1 protein-coding gene and 2 pseudogenes are annotated in these 19,084 nt (G+C 75.4%); all 3 read right to left on the bottom strand.

What is annotated here, in order from left to right:
• Positions 1-8: 8 nt before the first annotated feature.
• A pseudogene (locus ACZ7OO_RS32605) lies at positions 9-5,525 on the bottom strand (SDR family NAD(P)-dependent oxidoreductase); the annotation flags it as partial.
• Between the two features lie 2 nt (positions 5,526-5,527).
• On the bottom strand, positions 5,528-17,869 hold the full coding sequence (locus tag ACZ7OO_RS32600; protein ID WP_471510544.1) for a type I polyketide synthase: 12,342 nt from the start codon (positions 17,867-17,869) through the stop codon (positions 5,528-5,530).
• A 96-nt stretch (positions 17,870-17,965) separates the two neighbouring features.
• A pseudogene (locus ACZ7OO_RS32595) lies at positions 17,966-18,868 on the bottom strand (polyketide synthase dehydratase domain-containing protein); the annotation flags it as partial.
• Positions 18,869-19,084: the final 216 nt, after the last annotated feature.

Here is a 19,084-nt window from a genome sequence, read left to right as displayed (position 1 = left end):
TCGTGCACCGCCTGGGCAGTACGGTCGGCGTGCTCTTCGAGGACGGTGAAGTGGTCGCCGGCCAGCTCCACCACGTCGTGCGGGAACGCCCAGGAGGCCGGCGGGCGGTCGAACCCGGTGAGCGGCTCGGTGGCCCGGGCCACCAGGACCGGGGTGGCGGAGTCGGCGGGTTCCCAGTCGGTGAGCAGCCGCAGATAGCCGCCCATCGCGGTGAGCCGGGCGTCGGTGACCGCGCCGTTCTCGGCCAGCCTCGCGAACATCTCCTCGAACAGGGCGGCGCCGTCGGTGGGGAGTTCGGGGCCGAAGACGAAGGTGTCGATGAGGACCAGTCCGGCGGCCGGCCGGCCCCGCGCGGCCAGCCGGGCGGCGACGCCGTCGGCCAGCAGGCCGCCCGAGGAGTAGCCGACCAGCACCACCGGCCGCTCCCCCGCCGCCGCCTCCACCTGCCGGGTGACGGCCTCGATGGCGGCGGGCCGGTCGGCGGGCAGCGGTTCGCCGTCGAGGTAGCCGGGCAGAGCGAGTGCCGACACCGCGTGCCGGTCGCGCAGTCCGGCGGCGAACCGGGCGTACTGGTGCGGTCCTGAGGTGGCCAGCACGGTGGGCAGGCAGACCAGCACCGGGCCTTCGTCGTGTGCGGTCAGCTCCACCGGTCCGGGCAGCGGGCCGGCCTCCTCGGCGGAGCCGAAGGTGGCGCGCAACTTGGCGGCGGCGCTCAGCACTTCGACGAACTCGCCGGTCTTCCCGGCTGCGGTCGCCTCGCGGCACAGGCTCGCGAACATCCCGGCTCCGGGGGTGTCGGCCGGGTCCGGGCCGAGTTCGCCCTGCAGGTGACGGGCGAGCGCCTCGGGGGTGTCGTGCTCGAAGAGGGTGGCCGCGGTCAGCCGTACCCCGGTGGCCGCCGAGAGCCGGTTGCGCAGCTCCAGGGTGGTCAGCGAGTCAAAGCCGTGTTCGAGGAAGCGGCGGCCCGGGTCGATCGCGGAGCCGTCCGCGAAGCCCAGGACGGCCGCGGCCTGCCCGGTGATCGCGGCCAGCAGCGCGCCGTACCGCTCGGCGGCGGGCAGGGCGGCCAGCCGGCCGGCGTCCGGGGCGGCCGGCCCGGTGGTCTCACGGCGGCCGCGCTGGGGGGTGAACTCGGCGATGAGCGGGCGCGGTCCGGTGAAGGTGTACGCGGCGCGGAACCGCGGCCAGTCCACATCAGCCAGCAGCAGACGGGTGTCCCCCGCCGTGAGCGCGGCGCCGAGCGCGGCCAGGGCACGGTGTTCGTCGAGGACCGCGATGCCGCGGCCGGCCAGCCGTTCCCGGCGGGTGGCCGCCGTCCCGCTCGTGTCGGCCGGGTCGTCCCAGGGTGCCCAGGCCACCGACAGTGCGGGCAGCCCGGCCGCGGCACGGTGTTCGGCCAGGGCGTCCAGCGCGGCGGCGGCCGCGGCATAGCCGGCCTGCCCGACGCCGCCGAAGGTGCCGGACACGGAGGAGAACAGCACGAACGCGGTGAGCGGGGTGTCGCGGGTGAGGTCGTGCAGATGCCGGGCGGCGGTGACCCCGGGGTTGGGGGCGGCGGTGCCGTCGAGGGCGGTCAGCGGCGCCTCGGCCAGCGGTACGGCGGTGTGCATCACGGCGGTGACCGGCTGCCCGGCGAGCAGTTCGGCGACCGCCTCACGGTCCGTCAGGTCGCAGGCGGCGGTATGTACTTCGGTGCCCAGGTCGCGCAGTTCGGCGACGATGTCCGCGGCCACGGTGGCGTCCGGATCGACGGGCAGCAGCAGCGCGGGGGCGCCCGCCGCGGCCAGCCAGCGGGCCGTGGCCGCGCCGACGGCGGTGTCGGCGCCGGTGACCAGGGTGGTGCCGGTGGGCCGCCATGCGGCGCCGGCCGGTGCGGTGAGCGGGCTGCGCACCAGGCGGCGGGCGAACAGCCCGGCCGGGCGGACGGCCAGTTGGTCCTCGCCGGTCCGCCCGGACAGCGCCGCGCACCAGCGGGTCAGCGCCCGTTCGTCGGCCTGGGCGGGCAGGTCGACGATGCCGCCGGTGAGGGCGGGGTGTTCCAGGGACACGGTGGGGGCCAGGCCCCACAGTCCGGCCCGGTCGGGGTCGCCGTCCGGCTCGGCGTCCAGGGCCACCGCTGCCGTGGTGGTGAACCACAGCGGGGCCGCCACGCCCGCTTCGACGAGGGCGCGGACCAGGGCCACCGCGGCCGGACAGCTCAACAGGGCCAGGACACCGGTGGGTTGCACGCCGGCCAGCGCGGTGCGCAGGGCTTCCGCGTCCGGCGGCCCTGCGGTGACCTCGACCCGGATCACCCGGGCGCCGTGCCGGGCCAGCGCGTCGGGTTCCGGCCCGGTGTGCCCGGGGGGTACGGCGACCAGCCAGTCCCCGGCCAGCCGGTCGCTCGCGGGGTCGGGTACCGGCCGCCAGTCCAGGGTGTAACGCCAGGAGTCCATGACGGACTGCTCCCGCCGCTGCCGCCGCCACGCCGACAGCGCGGGCAGAACGGCCGCCAGCGGTGCGGTGTCCAGCTCCAGGGCGTCGCTGAGGCCGGCCAGGTCGGCCTTCTCGACCGCTTCCCAGAAGCCGGACTCCATCGGATCGGACGCTGCCGTGGCGGCGGTGGGGTCGGGGTCCGGCCAGTAGCGCTGCCGCTGGAAGGGATAGGTGGGCAGGTCCACCCAGGCGGTGTCCCGGCCTGCCAGGGCGGTGCCCAGGTCGACCGGGGCGCCGCGGGTGTACGCGTCGGCCACCGAACGCAGGAAGCGGTCCGGGCCGCCCTGGTCCCGGCGCAGCGAACCGACCGCAACGGCGTCAGTGCCGGCGTCCTCGGCGATCTCCTGCACGGCGGTGACCAGCACCGGGTGCGGGCTGACCTCGACGAAGAACCGGAACCCGGCGGCCAGCAGAGTGCGCACGGCCGGGTCGAAGGCCACCGGCCGGCGGGCGTTGTCGAACCAGTACTCCGCGCCCAGGGTGCCGGTGTCCGTGAAGGTGCCGGTGACGGTGGAGCAGAACGGCACCTCGGTGGCGGTGGGCCGTACGCCGGCGAACATGTCCACGATGCGGTCGTGCAGCGGGTCCACCTGGTCGCAGTGCGAGGCGACCGTGGAGGCGACCAGCCGGGCGCGCAGCCCGTCGGCGGTGGCCTCGGCGACGAACCGCTCGAGCCCGGCCGGCTCGCCGACCACGGTGACCGCGTTGGGGCCGTTGACCCCGCCGATGTGCAGCGCGCCGCCCTGGGCGGCCAGCCGGGCGCGGACCTGCTCCTCGGGCGCGGCCACCGACACCACTGCCCCGTTGCCGCGCAGTTCGTCGGCGAACAGCTGGCTGCGCAGCACGACGATCTTCAGCGCGTCGTGCAGGGTCAGAGCCCCCGCCGTGTAGGCGGCGGCGATCTCGCCCTGGCTGCTGCCGACCACCGCGGCCGGGGTGAGGCCGTAGGAGCGCCACAGCTCGGCCAGCGACACCATCACGGCGAACAGCACCGGTTGCAGGATCTCGATGCGCTCCATGTCGGGCGCCCCGGGCGCCCCGCGCAGTACGTCGGTGAGGGACCAGTCCACGAAGGCGCGGGCCGCGGTGTCGCACTCGGCGAGGTGCGCGGCGAACACCGGGGCGGAGTCGAGGAGTTCGGCGGCCATGCCCGCCCACTGGGAGCCCTGGCCGGGGAACACGAACACCACCCGGTCGTCCGGTGCGGCGGTGGCGCTGACCAGGGTGTCGTGCGACGTGCCCGTGGCCAGGGCGGCCAGGCCGGCGGCGGCGGTGTCCGCGTCGGCGGCGACGACCACGGCGCGGTGTTCGAGTGCGGCGCGGGAGTGCAGCAGGGCCGCGGCGAGGTCGGGCAGCGGGATGCCGCGCCGTACCAGGGGCAGCAGGCGTTCGGCCTGGGCGTGCAGGGCCTCCCGGGTGCGGGCGGAGACCACCAGGGGCACCGGCGCGGGCCTGCCGGTCGAGGCGGTAGCGTCGGCCGCCGCGGCCGTACGATCCGAGGCCGTCGCGTCGGTCCGTCCGGTCGCACCGCGCGAGACCGGCACGGCCGTACGCTCCGAGGCCGTCATGTCGGTCTGCCCGGTCCTCGCCTCCGGGGCCGTCGCTCCGGTCGGTGCGGCCCGGCCGTCGGCGGAGCCGTTCTGATCCGGCTCCGGCGCCTCGAACTCGTCGGCCTGTTCGAGGAGTACGTGTGCGTTGGTGCCGCTGATGCCGAACGCGGAGACGCCGGCACGGCGCGGGCGGCCGGTCTCGGGCCAGGGTTGCTCCTCGGTGAGCAACGCCACCGCGCCGGAGGCGAAGTCCGCCTCCGAGGTGGGCGCGTCCACGTGCAGGGTGCGCGGCAGCCGGTCGCCGCGCAGCGCCATCACCGTCTTGATGATGCCGCCGACCCCGGCGGCCGCACCCGCGTGGCCCAGGTTGGACTTGAGCGAACCCAGCCACAGCGGGCGGTCGGCGGGCCGGTTGCGGCCGTAGGTGGCGAGCAGCGCGTTGGCCTCGATGGGGTCGCCCAGCGCGGTCCCCGTGCCGTGCGCCTCGACGGCGTCGATGTCGGCGGCGGCCAGGCCCGCGTCGGCGAGCGCGGCGCGGATGACCCGTTCCTGGGAGGGCCCGTTGGGCGCGGTCAGCCCGTTGGAGGCGCCGTCCTGGTTGACGGCCGAGCCGCGCACCACGGCGAGCACGCGGTGGCCGTTGCGGCGCGCGTCAGAGAGCCGCTCCACCACCAGGATCCCGGCGCCCTCGGCCCAGGCGGTGCCGTCGGCGGCCTCGGCGAACGCCTTGGCGCGGCCGTCCGGGGCCAGGCCGCGCTGCCGGGACAGTTCCACGAACCCGGCCGGGGTGGACAGCACCGACGCTCCGCCGGCCAGCGCCAGCGAGCACTCGCCGCGGGCCAGCGACTGGCGGGCCAGGTGCAGGGCGACCAGCGAGGCCGAGCAGGCGGTGTCCACGGACAGCGCGGGGCCCTCCAGGCCGAGCGTGTACGACAGCCGTCCGGACAGCACGCTGATCGCGTTGCCGGTCAGCAGGTAGCCCTCCAGGTCCTCGGCGGCCTGCGCGGCGAGCATCCCGTAGTCCTGAGCGCCGCTGCCGACGAACACACCGGTCCGGCTGCCGCGCAGCGACAGCGGGTCGATGCCGGCCCGCTCCAGCGCCTCCCATGAGGTCTCCAGGAGCAGCCGCTGCTGCGGGTCCATGGCGAGGGCCTCGCGCGGCGAGATACCGAAGAACGTGGCGTCGAAGTCGGCCACGTCGTGCAGGAACCCGCCTTCCTTGACGTAGGTGGTGCCGGGCCGGTCCGGGTCGGCGTCGAAGAGGCGGTCCAGCGGCCAGCCCCGGTTGGTGGGGAAGGCCGACATCACGTCGCGCCCCGAGGCCACCACCTCCCACAGGTCCTCGGGCGAGGCGATGCCGCCGGGGAAGCGGCAGGCCATGCCGACGATGGCCACCGGCTCGGTGTCGCGCTGCTCGTAGTCCCGCAACCGCTGCCGGGTCTCGTGCAGGTCGACGGTGACCTTACGCAGGTAGTCGCGGAGACGGTCGACATCACTCATGATCAGCTCAACTCCGAGTCGATGAACCGGAAGATCTCTTCGTCGCTCGCGGCCCCGAGCTGCTCGGTGACCGACTCGCGGTCGCCGTCGGCGCGCGGGGTCAGCCGGCCGACCAGTCCTTGTAGCCGGGTCAGGGCCCGCCGCCGGTCGTCCTCGCCTGACACCTCGGCCAGCACTCCGGCCAGCCGGTCGAGTTCCTCGTCCAGCGAGCCGACGGCGGCCGCGGCCGGCACCACCAGCTGCCTGCGCAGGTGGTCGGCGAGTCCGGCGGGGGTCGGATGGTCGAACACGGCACTGGCCGAAAGGCGTACGCCGGTGGCCGCGCCGAGCCGGTTGCGCAGGTTGACCGCGGCCAATGAGTCGAAACCGAGGTCGGTGAACGGCCGTCCGGTGGGCAGGGCGTCCGGGTCGCCGTGCCCGAGTACGACGGCGACCTCCCGGCGTACCAGCTCGACGAGTTCGCGCTGCTGGTCGGCCTCGGGAAGCGCGCCGAGCCGGTCGGCGAGCCGGGACTCGGCGGCGTCCGGTTCGCCGGTGACCGCGGTGAGCGCGTCCCGTACCTCGGGCAGGTCGCCCAGCAGCGGGCTGGGACGGGCGGCGGTGAACGCGGGTGCGAAACCGGCCCAGTCCACGTCGGCCACGGTCACGTTGGTGTCGGCGTGCCGCACCGCGTCGGCCAGTGCCGCGAGCGCCTCCTGCGGGGGCAGCGCCAGCACGCCCCGGCGGCGCAGTTCCTCACGGCGCCGGGCCTCGGTGTCGGCGTCCGCCGCACCGAACCCGGCGCCCTCCCATGGTCCCCAGGCGACGGCGATGGCGGGCAGCCCGTGGGCCTGCCGGTGCTGCGCCAGCGCGTCGAGGTAGGCGTTGGCCGCGGCGAACGCGCCCTGTTCGCTGCCGCCCCAGGTGGCCGCGACGGAGGAGAAGAGCACGAACGCGTCCAACTCGCCGGTGAGCCGGTGCAGGTTGGCCGCGCCGCGCACCTTGGCGTCGAGGGTGGCCGCGACTTCGGCGAGGTCCGTGCCGGCCAGCGGGCCGGAGCGCAGCGTGCCCGCGGTGTGCACCACGGCTGTCAGCGGTGTGTCCGCCGGGATCGCGGCGAGCAGGTCGGCGAGCGCGGTTTCGTCGGCCGGGTCGCAGGTGCTGACGGTGACCGGGACACCGAGGTCGTCCGGCGCGCCGGCGGCCGGGTCGTCGGAGGTGAGGACCAACGCCTGTGCTCCGTTGCCGGCCAGCCAGCGGGCCACCGGCAGCCCCATCGGGCCGAGGCCGTCGGTGACCAGCACGGTGCCGGTGGGCTGCCACGGCCTGGCCGGGGTGCGCCCGCCCAGCGGGGCGTGCGCCAGGCGCGGCACCAGCACCCCGGTGTCGCGTACGGCGGCCTGGTCCTCGGTGCCGGCCAGCAGCGCGGCCAGCCGGTCCAGCCCACGGCCCGGGTCCTCGGGCAGGTCGACGATGCCGCCGAACAGTTTCGGTTGCTCCAGTGCGAGGGTGCGGCCCAGGCCCCAGAGCATGGCCTGTTCGGGGTGCGGCAGCCGGTCGGCCGGGGTGGCGCCGACCGCGCCGGAGGTGACCAGCCACAGTGCGGTGCCGGTGTCGGCGAGGGCGCGCACCAGGTCGAGGGTGGCGGCCAGTCCGGCGGGCACGGCGGGGTGGTCCGGGTGCGGGCCCTCGGCCAGGCCGAGCAGCGAGACCACCCCGGTCACGGTGCCGGCCTCGGCCGCGGCGGTGCCCCGGTCGACCACGCGGGCCTCGGCCCCGGCGCGGGTGAGCACGGCGGCGCAGTCCTCGGCCAGGACCGGGGTGTCCGGGCCGACCACCAGCCAGGTGCCGCTCAGCATCGCCTCGGTGGCCTCGACGGGCCGCCAGCCCACGGTGTAGCGCCGGCTGTCGGTGGTGGCGGTCGCTTCCTGGGCGGCGCGCCAGGCGGCCAGTCCGGGCAGGACCTCGGCGAGGGGTTCAGCGGGCACACCGAGCAGGTCGGCCAGTGCCTTGGGGTCGGCAGGGTCGACCGCCGCCCAGAACGTGCCGTCCGCCGCGTCGGTGCCGGTGTGCTCCGGGGCGGACAGCCAGTAGCGCTGCCGTTGGAAGGCGTAGGTGGGCAGGTCCGGCAGTGCGGGCCGGGTGCCGTCGAAGGCGGCGGAAAGCCGTACCGGCAGCCCGGCGACCTGGGCCTCGGCGACGGAGAGCAGGAAACGGTCGAGGCCGCCCTCGTCGCGGCGCAGCGAGCCCACGACGGTCACCTCGTCCAGCGTCTGGTCGATGCCGGGCGTCAGCACGGGGTGGGGGCTGACCTCCACGAAGCCACGGTGGCCCTGCTCGGCCAGTGCGCGCACGGCTGCTTCGAAACGAACTGTCTGACGGAGGTTGCGGTACCAGTACTCCGCGTCCAGCGCGGCGGGCTCGACCCAGTCGGCGGTGACCGTGGAGAACATCGGCACGTCCGCCGCACACGGGCGCACCTCCGCGAGGGCCTCGACCAGTCGTGCCTCGATGCGCTCGACCTGCGGGGAGTGGGAGGCGTAGTCCACCGCGATACGACGAGCCCGTGTGCCTCGCTCCTCGCAGTCGGCCAGCAGCCGGTCCAGGGCCGCCGGGTCACCGGAGACCACCGTGGAGGCGGAGCCGTTGACCGCGGCGACCGTCACACCCGAGGGCAATATGGCGGTCACCTCGTCGGCGGGCAGCGTCACTGACGCCATCCCGCCGAGTCCGGCCAGTTCCTCGGCGATCAGCCTGCTCCGCACGCAGACGACCAGCGCGGCGTCGCGCAGGGACAAGGCCCCCGCCACACACGCAGCCGCGATCTCCCCCTGCGAATGCCCCACCACCGCATCCGGCTCCACCCCGAACGACCGCCACAACGCCGCCAACGAAACCATCACCGCGAACGACACCGGCTGCACCACATCCACCCGCTCCAACGACGGCTCACCCACCTCCCCCCGCAACACACCCACCAACGACCAGTCCACGAACTCGTCCAACGCCGAAGCACACTCGCCCAACCGCTCCGCGAACACCGGCGACGACTCCAGCAACTCCACCGCCATCCCCGCCCACTGCGCACCCTGCCCCGGAAACACGAACACCGTGCGGCCGGTGGCCTCGGCCGTTCCGGTGGCGATGTGCGGTGCGGTGTCCCCGGCGGTCAGCGCGGTCAGTCCGCCGAGCAGGTCCTGGTGGTCGGCCGCGACCACCACGGCACGGTGGGTCAGCGCGGAGCGTCCGGTGGTCAGGGCGGCCGCCAACTCGGGAATTCCGGCATCCGGTTGGGTGGTCAGCCAGGTGCGCAGCCGGCCGGCCTGGGCACGCAGTGCGGCCTCGGTGTTGGCGGACAGCGGCACCGGCACCACTCGCCGGGGCGCCGGCTGCGGGGCCGGAACCTCCGGGGCCTGCTCGATGATCACATGGGCGTTGGTGCCGCTGATCCCGAACGAGGACACCGCCGCCCGCCGCGGCCCCTGGCGCTCCGGCCACGGCCGCGCCTCGGTGAGCAGCCGCACCTCACCGGCCGACCAGTCCACGTGCGAGGTCGGTTCGCCGATGTGCAGGGTGCGTGGCAGCACCCCGTGGTGCATCGCCTGTACGACCTTGATCACGCCGGCGACACCGGCGGCGGCCTGGGTGTGCCCGATGTTCGACTTCACCGACCCGAGCCACAGGGGCTGTTCGCGGTCGGCGCCGTAGGTCTCCAGCAGCGCCTGGGCCTCGATCGGGTCGCCCAGCGCGGTTCCGGTGCCGTGCGCCTCCACCAGGTCCACGTCCGCGGGGGACAGTCGGGCGGCGGCCAGTGCGGTGCGGATCACCCGTTCCTGCGAGGGGCCGTTGGGGGCGGTGAGCCCGTTGGAGGCGCCGTCCTGGTTCACCGCCGAGCCGCGCAGCACACCCAGGACGCGGTGGCCGTTGCGGCGCGCGTCGGACAGCCGCTCCACCACCAGCAGGCCGACGCCCTCCGACCAGACGGTGCCGTCCGCGTCCGCGGAGAACGCCTTCACCCTGCCGTCGGCGGCCAGTCCGCGCTGCCGGGAGAACTCGATGAAGGTGCCGGGGGTGGACATCACGGTCGCGCCGCCGGCGAGCGCCATGGAGCACTCCCCCGCCCGCAGCGCCTGCGCCGCGAGGTGGAGGGTGACCAGCGAGGAGGAGCAGGCGGTGTCGACGGTGACCGCCGGCCCCTGCAGGCCGAAGGTGTATGCGATCCGGCCGGAGGCGACGCTGCCCGCGGTGCCCGCGCCGAGGTAGCCCTCGACGTCCTGTGGAGTGCTTGGGAGCCGGGTGGCGTAGTCGTGGTACATGACGCCGACGAACACGCCGGTGTTGGTGTCCCGCAGTGACAGCGGGTCGATGCCGGTGCGTTCCAGTGCCTCCCAGGAGGTCTCCAGGAGCAGCCGCTGCTGCGGGTCCATGGCGAGGGCCTCGCGCGGCGAGATCCCGAAGAGGCCCGCGTCGAACTCGGCTGCGTCGTGGAGGAATCCGCCCTTGGTGAGGTAGGTGCGCCCGGCGCGGTCGGGGTCGGGGTCGTAGAGCTGTTCGGTGTTCCAGCCGCGGTCGGTGGGGAACGGCGAGATGCCGTCGCCGTCCGCGGTCACCAGCCGCCACAGGTCCTCCGGGGAGCGCACTCCGCCCGGGTAGCGGCACGCCATGCCGATGATGGCGATCGGTTCGTCGGCAGGGCCGGTGCGGCTGGGTGCGGTGGGCGCCGGGGCGGCGGCCGCGGTGAGCCTGCGCAGCAGGTATGCGGCGGTGGCCGCGATGCTCGGGTGGTCGAAGGCCAGCGTGGCGGGGAGCGTCAGTCCGGTGCCGGCGGCCAGCCGGTTGCGGAGTTCCACCGAGGTCAGCGAGTCGAAACCGAGGTCGGTGAAGGCGCGCCGGTCGCCCAGTTCGGCCGCGTTGCCGTGGCCGAGGGTGGCGGCGACCGCGGTACGCACGGTGTCGTGCACCAGCCTGCCGCGGGCGGCCTCGTCGATCCCGGCGAACGCCGCCTGGAGCGTGCCGGTGCCGGTGGCGCGGCGGGCCGGGACACGGACCAGCCCGCGCAGCACCGGGGCGGGCGGGACGGTGCGGGCCTGCTCGCGGAGTGCGGCCAGGTTCAGGCGGACCGGGACGGCCAGGGCGTTCTCGCCGGGTACGGCGGCGTCGAACAGCCGCATGCCCTCGGCCGGTTGGAGCGGCACCACACCGAGGCGTTCGATGCGCTGCCGGGCGGTGCCGTCGGCCGTGTCGCCCATGCCTCCGGCCCACAGGCCCCAGGCCAGCGACACGGCGGGAAGGCCTGCCGATCGGCGGCGGGCCGCGAGGCCGTCGAGGACCGCGTTGGCGGCGGCGTAGTTGCTCTGCCCGGGGCTGCCCAGGATCCCGGCGGCCGAGGAGAACAGCACGAACGCGGCCAGGTCCTGATCACGGGTCAGTTCGTCCAGGTGCAGTGCGGCGTCCGCCTTGGGCCGCAGCACACGGTCGATGCGTTCCGGGGTCTGCGCGGCGAGCATCCCGTCGTCCAGCACTCCGGCGGCGTGCACCACGGCGGTGAGCGGGTGCGCGTCGGGGATGCCGGACAGCACCGTGGCCAGCGCGCCCCGGTCGGCCACGTCGCAGGCCACCACCTCGGCGGTGGCGCCGAGTTCGGCGAGATCGGCGACCAGCTCCGCGGCGCCGGGGGCGTCGGGGCCACGGCGTCCTGTGAGCAGCAGGTGCCGTACGCCGTGCTCGGCGGCGAGGTGCCGGGCCAGCACCGAGCCGAGCGCGCCGGTGCCGCCGGTGATCAGCACCGTGCCCTCCGGGTGCCATACGGCGGGCTCGCCGGCACCGGCGCGGACCAGTCGGGGCACGAGCACCGCGCCGTCCCGGACGGACAGTTGGGGCTCGCCGGTGGCCAGGGCCACGGGGTCGGGCAGGCTGCCGTCGCTGTCAAGGAGCACGATCCGGCCCGGGTTCTCCGACTGCGCGGAGCGGGCCAGGCCCCAGACGGCGGCGGCGCCCAGGTCGGCGCCGTCGGTGGCTCCGTTGGTGCGCAGTGCGAGTGTGGTGCCGGCGAACCGTTCCTCGGTCAGGAACGCGCGCAGCAACGCCAGCACCCGGTGGGTGGCGGTGGCGATCGCGGCCGGGTCGTTCCCGGCGGCGGGCAACGCGGCCAGCAGCCACTGCCCGGGGTCGGTCACCGCGGTGAGGTCGAGGTCGGCGCCGAGTCGGACGGGCCGGGGGTCTTCGGTGCCGGTGCTCGGCTCGGCCAGGGAGGGGCCCGCGGCGCCCGTGCGCACCGGCGTCCAGTCCACCGTGTGCAGTGCCTCGGTCCCGGAGTCCTGGGCGCTCAGTTCGGCGGGGATCGGGCGCAGCACGAGGCTGTCCGCGGTGAGCACCGGGGCGCCGTAGCCGTCGTACGCCGCGATGGCGAAGCCGCCGTCGGCCGGGGTCAGCCGCACCCGTAGCGAGTCCGCGCCGGGCTGCCGGACGGTCACCCCGGTCCAGGCGAACGGCATGGCGGCCGTGGTCGCCTCCGGGTCGGTGGCCATCGCGTGCAACGCGGCGTCCAGCAGCGCCGGGTGCACCCCGAAGCCGGTGGGCTCGGCCGGTTCCGGCAGGGCGACCTCGGCGTACAGCTCCGCGCCGCGCCGCCAGACCCGACGCAGGCCCTGGAACACCGGTCCGTAGGCCAGGCCACGGTCGGCCAGCAGCTCGTACAGCCCGCCCGGACCATCCCACTCGGTCTCGGTCGCCTCGTACGCCTCGGCCGGCGGCCACTCGCCCAGCGGCGGCGCGCTGTCGTCCGCCGGTTCGACGGTGCCGGTGGCGTGCCTGGTCCACGGCTCTTCGGTGGTGCCCGCTTCGGCCCGGGAGTACAGGGTCACCGCCCGGCGGCCCTGGTCGTCGGGCGTGCCGAGCACCAGTTGCAGTGCGGCGCTGCCCCGCTCGGGCAGTACCAGTGGCGCGTCCAGGGTGAGTTCGGTGATCCTGCCGCAGCCGAGTTCGTCCCCGGCGCGGGCGACGAGTTCGACGTACGCGGTGCCGGGCAGCACGATCCGGCCGGCCACGACATGGTCGGCCAGCCAGGGCTGGGCGGTGGTGGACAGCCGCCCGGTGAACAGCACCCCGGCGCCGTCCGCGAGCGTGACGGCCGCGCCGAGCAGCGGGTGCCCGACGGTGCCCAGACCGGCCACGCCGGCGTCGGCAGCCGTTTCGCCGGTCATCCAGAACCGGCGGTGCTGGAACGGGTAGGTGGGCAGCGGAACCGGCGTCGGCGCGCGGCCTTCGGTGACCGCCGCCCAGTCCGCGGAGATGCCGTGCACATGGAGCCGGGCCAGTGCCTCCAGCAGGGCCGGGATCTCGTCCCGGCCGTCGCGCAGGGTGGGCAGCACGACCGTTCCGGCGGTGGGTTCGCCGTCGCGATCGGTCGGGCTCAGGCAGTCCCGGGCCATCGCGGTCAGTGCCGCGGCCGGGCCGATCTCGACGAACGCGGTGGCCCCGGCCTCGGCCAGGGCGCGCACCGCGGGCAGGAACCGTACGCCGTCCCGGACGTTGGCCACCCAGTGCTCCGGGTCGGTGATCTCCCGCTCGGACAGCGGTGCCCCGGTCACCGTGGACACGACCGGCAGCCGTGGCGCGGTGAACGGGATGCCGGTGACGATCTCCCGGTACTCGGCCAGGATGCCGTCCACGTGCGGGGAGTGCGGTGCCATGGTGACCCGCAACCGGCGGGTACGGCGGCCTTGTTCGCGCCAGTGCGCACCGATCTCGGAGACCGCGTCGGCGTCGCCGGACACCACCACCGCACTCGGGCCGTTGACGGCGGCCAGCCGCACCTGCCCGGCGTACTCGGCCAGCAGCGGGGCGAGTTCGGCCTCGGTGGCCTGGACGGCGACCATCGCGCCGCCCGCCGTGGCCGCCGCCATCAGCCTGCCGCGCGCGGTGACCAGCGTGGCGGCGTCGGGCAGGGTGAGCGCTCCGGCTATGTGTGCGGCGACGATCTCGCCGACGGAGTGGCCGGCCACCAGGTCCGCGCGCAGGCCCCAGCTCTCGGTGAGCCGGACCAGCGCGACTTCCACGGCGAACAGCGCGGCCTGGGTGAAGTCGGTACGGTCGAGCAGGGCGGCCTCGGGGCTGCCCTCGGCGGCGAACAGTACCTCGCGCAGGGGCCGGGGCAGGTGCCGGTCGAGTTCGGCGCACACCGCGTCGAACGCCTCGGCGTAGGCGGGGAACTCGGCGGCCAGTTCGCGGCCTGCCCCCAGACGCTGGGAGCCCTGGCCGGGGAACAGGAAGGCCAGTTTCCCAGCGTCGGCGGCGAAGCCGGTGACCACGTCGGCGTCGGGGGTGCCGTCGGCGAGGGCGGCCAGTCCGGCGTGGGGCCCGGTCAGTCCGGCGTGGGCATCCCCGGCGTGGAGACCGGTCAGCAGCGCGGCCCGATGCGGGTGCGCGGCTCGTGTGGTCAGCAGCGAGTGGGCCAGCGCGGCCGGTTCGACGTCCGGGTGGTCGCCGAGGTGGGTCAGCAGGCTGGCCGCCTGTGCGCGCAGGGCCGTCTCGGTACGGGCGGAGAGCACGACCGGCAGCGGCAGGGGCGTCCGGGCCGGCGGCTCGGGCAGTGCCTCGGCCGGGGCCTGCTCGATGACGATGTGCGCGTTGGTGCCGCTGACGCCGAACGAGGACACCGCGGCGCGGCGGGGCCGGCCGGTCTCCGGCCAGGGCCGTGCCTCGGTCAGCAGGGACACCGCGCCGGCGGCCCAGTCCACGTGCGGGCTGGGCTCGCCGACGTGCAGAGTGCGGGGCAGCAGCCCTTCTCGCAGGGCGAGGACCATCTTGATGATCCCGGCGACACCGGAGGCGGCCTGGGTGTGCCCGATGTTGGACTTGACCGACCCGAGCCACAGCGGCTCGCCGTCCCGGCCCCGGCCGTAGGTGGCCAGCAGGGCCTGGGCCTCGATGGGGTCGCCGAGGGTGGTGCCGGTGCCGTGCGCCTCCACCGCGTCGACGTCCCCGGTGGACAGTCCGGCCGCGGCCAGCGCGGTGCGGATCACCCGCTGCTGGGACGGGCCGTTGGGGGCGGTGAGCCCGTTCGACGCGCCGTCGGAGTTGACCGCGGAGCCGCGCACCACGGCCAGTACCGGGTGCCCGGCGGCGCGTGCGTCGGAGAGCCGCTCCACGAGCAGCATCCCGGCGCCCTCCGACCACGAGGTGCCGTCGGCGGCGGCCGAGAACGACTTGCAGCGGCCGTCGGCGGCCAGGCCGCGCTGCCGGGAGAACTCCACGAACAGCCCGGGGGTGGCCATCACGGTGGCGCCGCCGGCCAGCGCCAGGTCGCACTCGCCGCGGCGCAGCGCCTGGGCAGCCAGGTGCAGGGCCACCAGCGAGGACGAGCAGGCGGTGTCCACGGTCAGGGTGGGGCCCTCCAGGCCGAACGCGTAGGCGAGCCGGCCGGACGCGACGCTGGCCGCACTGCCGGTGAGCCGGTACCCCTCCACTCCCTCGGCGGCGTGGTGCAGCATCGGGCCGTAGTCCTGGCGCATCACACCGACGAACACCCCGGTCCGGCTGCCGCGCACCGCGGTCGGGTCGATCCCGGCGTGTTCGAAGGTCTCCCAGGAGGTCTCCAGGAGCAGCCGCTGCTGCGGGTCGGTGGCGAGCGCCTCGCGCGGGTTGATGCCGAAGAAGTCGGCGTCGAAGTCGGCGGCGGCGCGCAGGAATCCGCCGTGCCGGGTGTAGGACGTGCCCGGCCGGTCGGGATCGGCGTCGAACAGCGAGTCCAGGTCCCAGCCGCGGTCGGCCGGGAACTCGGTGATGCCGTCACCGCCGTCGAGCAGGAACCGCCACAGCTGTTCCGGGGAGCGTATGTCCGACGGGAACCGGCAGGCCATGCCGACGATCGCGATGGGCTCGTCGGTGCCGGCACCGGAACCGGCCGGGATCGGCGCGGCCGGGGCTGCCGTTTCCTCGGGCGAGTCCTGGCGCAGGTGTCCGGCGACCGCGGCCGGGGTCGGATAGTCGAACACCAGGGTGGCGGGCAGGGCGGTGCCGGTGGCCGCGGTGAGCCGGTTGCGTAGTTCCACCGCGGACAGCGAATCCACACCGAGCGCACGGAACTCGGCCTGCGGGTCGACGGCCTCGGCGTCGGCGTGGCCGAGGACGGCGGCCGTCTCGGCACGCACCAGCGTCAGCACTTCCTCGGCGGTGAGCTGGGCAGGTCGGGTGGCCGTACCGGGTCCGGTGGCCGCGGCGGTACGACGCCGGGGGCCGCGTAGCAGGCCGCGCAGCAGCGGTGGCAGCAGCGCGGGGTCGGCGGTGCGCAAGCGGACCTTGGCCGGTAGCAGCACCGGTTCGTCGACGGCGAGCGCCGTGTCGAACAGTGTCAGCCCCTCCTCGGCGGAGAGCGCCTGCACTCCGGCGCGAGCCATCCGGGCCAGGTCCGCCGCCGAGAGTTCGCCGGTGATACCGCTGGGTGGGGCCCAGAGCCCCCAGGCCAGCGACTGGGCGGGCAGCCCGGCGGCGCGTCGCCGGCCGGCCAGTGCGTCGAGGCAGGCGTTGGCGGCGGCGTAGTTGGCCTGGCCGGGGCCGCCGAGGGTGCCGGTGGCCGAGGAGAACAGCACGAACGCGGCCAGGTCCTGGCCGCGGGTCAGCTCGTCCAGGTGCAGCGCGGCGTCCACCTTGGGCCGCAGCGTGGCGGCCAGCCGCTCCGGGGTGAGCGCGGTGAACAACCCGTCGTCGGAGACGCCGGCCGCGTGCACCACGGCGGTGAGCGGGTGTTCGGCGGGTATGCCGACCAACAACGCTGCCAGGTCCTCGCGTTCGGCGGCGTCGCAGGCCACCACCCGTACATCGGCGCCGAGTTCGGTGAGCTCGGCCTCCAGTTCGGGGGCGCTGCCACGGCGGCTGGTCAGCAGCAGGTGCCGTATGCCGTGCTCGCGTACCAGATGGCGGGCGACCAGCCCGCCGAGGGTGCCGGTGCCGCCGGTGATCAGGGCGGTGCCCCGGGGGTCGAGCCGGCGGGGCAGGGTGAGCACCAGTTTGCCGGTGTGCCGGGCCTGGCTGAGGAACCGGAACGCGTCCACCGCGCGGGACACCGGCCACACGGACGGCGTCGGCGCGGTCAGCGCGCCCGACGCGAACAGCTCCAGCACCGCGACCAGCAGCCGCTGCATCTCCCGCGGCGGCAGCTGCATCAGGTCGTACGGCAGGTAGTCGATGTCCGGGAAGTCGGCCGGGTCACGCAGGTCGGTCTTGCCCATCTCCAGGAACCGGCCACCGGGGCGCAGCAGTCCCGCCGAGGCGTCGACGAACTCCCCGGACAGCGAGTTCAGTACGACGTCCACCGGGCCGAACCTCGCGGCGAAGCCGGTGTCCCGCGAGGAGGCGATATGCGCGTCGTCCAGGCCGAGTTCGCGCAGCACCTGCCACTTGCTCTCGCTCGCGGTGCCGTAGACCTCGGCACCGAGGTGCCGGGCCAGCTGTACGGCGGCCATGCCGACGCCGCCGGCCGCGGAGTGGATCAGCACCTTCTCCCCGGCCCGCAGCCCGGCGAGTTCGACCAGGCCGAGCCGGGCGGTGAGGTGGGCGATCGGCATGGCGGCGGCCTGCTCGAACGTCCAGCTGTCCGGAACCGGTGCCACGGCCGCCCGCTCGGCCACCGCGACCGGGGCGAACGCGTCACCGAAGAGGCCGGTGACCCGAGTGCCCGGAGCGAGGTCGGTGACGTCGGCGGCGACCTCGACGACCACACCGGCGCCCTCGCCACCGAGAGCCACTTCACCGGGGTACATGCCGAGGGCGATGAGCACATCACGGAAGTTCAGCCCGGCGGCCCGCACCTCGATACGCACCTGACCGGGCCCCAGCGGGGCCGCCGCGGCCGGGGCGGGCACCAACGCGAGGTTGTCCAGGGTGCCCGGGCGGGTGACGGCCAGCCGCCAGTGCGGCTCCACGGGCGGCAGCAGCCCGGGCCTGACCAGCCGGGGCGTACGCAACAGGCCGCCGCGCAGAGCGAGTTCGGACTGCTCAGCAACCGGCACGGCGGACAGTGCGCGGCGGGACTCGCCGGTGTCGTCGAGGTCGGCCAGCACGATCCGCTCGGGCTGTTCGGCCTGCGCGGCGCGCAACAGCCCCCACACCGCCGCGCCTCCGGGGTCTGCCGGGGGGTCGGCGGGTTCGGTGGCGACCGCCCCGGTGGTGACCACGAGCAGCCGAGCGGGCGCCGCGCTGTCGGCCAGCCAGTCCTGCACCTGCCGCAGCACGGTCGAGGTGACCTCTTCGACGGGCTGCCCCACCGGAACGACCAGCACGGTGAGGTCGGCGGCGTCGTCACCCGCGAGGTCGACCCCGGTGGCCCGCAGGTCGGCGGCCAGGGACTCGGGCGGCGCACCCAGCACCGCCCACCGACCGACGGCCGGTCCGGTGGGGGCCGGGACGGTGTCCCAGTCCAGCCGGAACAGGGAGTCCCGGGGTACGCGGCTCGTTTCCTGTCCGGTGGCGGCACGGAGGGTGAGCGACTCGACGGAGGCGACCGGAGCACCGGCACCGTCGAACAGGTCCAGCGCGAAGGCGCCCTCGCCGGCGGGGGCGAGCCGCACCCGCACCGCGGCTGCTCCGGCGGCGTGCAGCCGAACCCCGGCCCAGGAGAACGGCAGCCGCGCGGTGCCGGTGTCGTCGGTGAGCGCGAGCGCGTGCAGGGCCGCGTCCAGCAACGCGGGGTGCAGCGCGAACGCGCCCGCGCTGTCGCGGAGTTCATCGGGCAGGGCGACATCGGCGAAGATCTCGCCGCCGCGCCGCCAGGCAGCCCGCAGCCCCTGGAACGCCGGGCCGTAGCCGAGGCCGCGAGCGGCGAGATCGGCGTAAGCGGCATCCACGGCTACCGGGGTGGCGTCCCGCGGCGGCCACACCTCTTCGGCGGCGCCGACTTCGTGCGGGCCGACGGCGAGGGTGCCGGTGGCGTGCAGCGTCCACGGCTCGTCCTCGGACGCGTCCTCCGCCAGTGAGTAGATCTCCAGGGCGCGCCGGCCGGAGTCCTGGGCCTCACGGACGGCCAGTTGCAGCCGGACCGCTCCCGGGTCGGTGAGCACCAGCGGCGCTTGCAGCACGAGTTCCTCGACCCGGTCGCAACCGACACGGTCGGCGGCCTGCACCGCCAGCTCCACGAACGCCGCGCCGGGCAGCACGATCGCGCCGGAGACACGGTGGTCGGCCAGCCAGGGCTGGGACACCACCGAGAGCCGCCCGGTGAGCAGATAGGCGTCGGACCCGGCCAGCGCGGTGGCCGCACCGAGGAGCGGGGTCCCGGCCGGGAGCAGTCCCGAGGCGGCGAGGTTGCCGCTGGGTGCTGATTCCAGCCAGTAGCGGCGGTGCTGGAAGGCGTAGGTGGGCAGGTCCACCCGGGCCGCGGCGGGCAGATACGACGCCCAGTCGACCGTACCGCCATGCGCATGCAACCGCGCCAACCCGACTGCCACAGACAGCACTTCGGGCTGCTCGCGACGGAGTAGCGGGATGAAGGCCGCGGCCGCGTCCTCCGGCAGACAGTCCGGTCCTACGGCGGTCAGCGCGGCGTCCGGACCGATCTCAACGAACCTCGTCACACCCTGCGCATG

Source organism: Streptomyces sp. NPDC111744 (assembly GCF_055634995.1).
Note: the sequence above shows the minus strand (reverse complement) of the source record. Positions and strands in the feature narration are given on the sequence as shown.